This window comes from Endozoicomonas sp. ONNA2, assembly GCF_024606365.1.
Lineage (GTDB): Bacteria > Pseudomonadota > Gammaproteobacteria > Pseudomonadales > Endozoicomonadaceae > Endozoicomonas.
This window is the reverse complement of the sequence record NZ_JAHHPO010000728.1, coordinates 1-2,243: the sequence shown is the minus strand read 5'-3', so window position 1 is coordinate 2,243 and position 2,243 is coordinate 1. Positions and strand designations below refer to the sequence as shown.

At 46.0% G+C, this 2,243-nt stretch carries 1 protein-coding gene; it reads right to left on the bottom strand.

Annotation, left to right across the window (positions count from 1 at the left end; genetic code table 11):
* Positions 1 to 77: 77 nt before the first annotated feature.
* On the bottom strand, positions 78 to 1,127 hold the full coding sequence (locus tag KDK14_RS12875; RefSeq protein WP_257265545.1) for a hypothetical protein: 1,050 nt from the start codon (positions 1,125 to 1,127) through the stop codon (positions 78 to 80).
* Between the last annotated feature and the right edge of the window lie 1,116 nt (positions 1,128 to 2,243).

Below are 2,243 nucleotides of genomic sequence, written 5' to 3'. Positions count from 1 at the left end.
ATTTTTAGACCAACTTATCGCAACCGCAGCAGGGCAGTCTATTCTCGGACAGTCTCTCAGGCGCACCCCTCCGTTTTTTACAGATTTTTGTCCAAAATATTTTTACATTTCTGAACAGCTGCATCCGCCTCTGACATTTTTGCTTGCAGTGAGTCATCGGCTTCGATCAGTAGATCAAGAAATTTATTAGTGTTGGATAACAGCGTTTCCAAAGCAGCCACATGCTTCTTCATTAGTGTTATCTCATGTTCTGGAACGGGATCGGGTAAAAGATTCATCCTGGCTATTGGAGCATAGCTTTCAAAGTCCTGTTTAATCGTGGCTAAATTATCCAGTTGAGTTTTAGCATCTTGAAGTTGCACTTTAGGCACCTTCGTCTGCTGTTTATACAGATCTTCTAGCAACTGAATCTTGGTAGATTTATCAAGACCCTGGTGACCATCAATAACCGATTGATCCGCGTGTAAAAGCTCTGCCGTTTCCAGAAAGATGTACTCATCAAATGGTTCTTTCGTATTCAGGGTATCCAAATTCCTCTCGAGGATAGGGGAGCAGCGGGGCATTGAGCAATGCATAAACATTTGTTGCAGCTGTTGCAGCGCTCCAAAAACTGCTCTATGTCCATTTTCCAATGACATCTGGCAACCCAGCAATTTATGCAAAGGTAGTCGCATGTCATTATCGGGGCTTGCACTTACAGTCGACGAACTCATTTTAGTGACCGGGGCCGGGCGGGGGTCTGCAGGTTCTGAAACATGATGAGAAACAGTACGGGGAGAAGCCGGTTTGACAAACTCTGTATAATCCATGTCATCAAGATCCACATCATCGTCATCGTAATCATCTGACGATGACTGTGAACTTTGCCCAGATGACTCCCCGGCGTTATTACTACTGCCAAACAGCAAGGATAACCCGATCACCACGGAAATTAGCCCCAATACCGTAGCCAGGGCATAAGAGCTTGAAGCCAGGGCAACAACAGCTGCGACGCCCGATACCATACAAGTCACCCCTTTAAGTACCTGGATAGCGCGACCAAGCCAACTGCCAGAACCAGAAGGTGCAGAGTCATCCTGACCAGCTACCAAACCGTTTTGGCCATGTACCGGGTTATCAGAAATCATGAATTATATCCCGTTAATGTGTCAGTAAGGTCAAATTTGATTTTGTGCATATTAAAAAGTTTCATTTATGGCCAAATTAGTTATATATCGATTTGTATTTAAGATCATGGTCAGATATTCAGAAGGGATTGTCCCTGAATAACTTCATTTTACTCATTCCGGGAAAAGACCGCCGCTCGAAAAAGCACGAGCAGCTTCCGCTTTGCGAGCAGCGTCTGCAGAAATTATTTCAGGATAATTCCCTGGCAGAGCAACTCTTTTTTTCGCAAACCGAAATTTTTGGCTTTTTTGGCTACGGGTGTCACAGAGGCGAATGTCTCACACGGAGTATGGTTATTCCCTGACTGTAAACCCTGTGTAAAAACTGCAGTATGAAAGTCGTCAGTTGAGACAGGAAGTTTGCACACCCGGGAAGGTGAATGGCTGACAAAGCAGGGATGTACAATGGCAGGGAGCCAGTGGACAGGATGTCCAGATTTCATCCTTGAATCCCACAGTGGGTTTCAATCAGGCAGGATGCCTGAACACAACAATCCATAATCAGAAGAAACAGATCCAGGAAGGATCTGTTTTTTTGTGGCTGGCATTCAACAGCACACCCGCAACGGGACCTGTAACTGACCCGACTTAAGCGTAAAAGCCCCGCAAACATGGGGATTGGTAGCGGTTGAGAGATTTGAATTTGAACCACAAAGGCACAATGGACACAAATGCCCATGGCGCATGAAAATATTTTGCGCCACCCTCAGGGATGAAAAATGGTTAAGCAGAATATTTTTCACGGCAAAGGAAAAGAAAAGCTCTTCATTGCCGTGAAAAGTATTTTGCTCAACCATTTTTCATCCCTGAGAAGGTGCCTTAAAACCTGAGTATGGCGAGGCTTTCACTCTCAAGTCAGTGCCATTGACGTGTAACTTGCCTTCCTGAAGTTCTGAAGCTACTTTTTACCGCATCACCGTGCAAAGCTTCGCCTAATCGGGCCGGGCCGCGCAGGCGGGGATACAAGCGACCAGCCGGAATGCCGGACCACCGATAGGACCAGGAGGCTGTCCGAGAATAGACTGCCCTGCTGCGGTTGCGATAAATTGGTCTAAAAATTCCTGCTTCTTCGTCAAA

Bases quoted from the DNA above. Each gene is read 5' to 3' on its own strand.
- KDK14_RS12875 (WP_257265545.1), bottom strand. From the start codon at position 1,127: ATGATTTCTGATAACCCGGTACATGGCCAAAACGGTTTGGTAGCTGGT.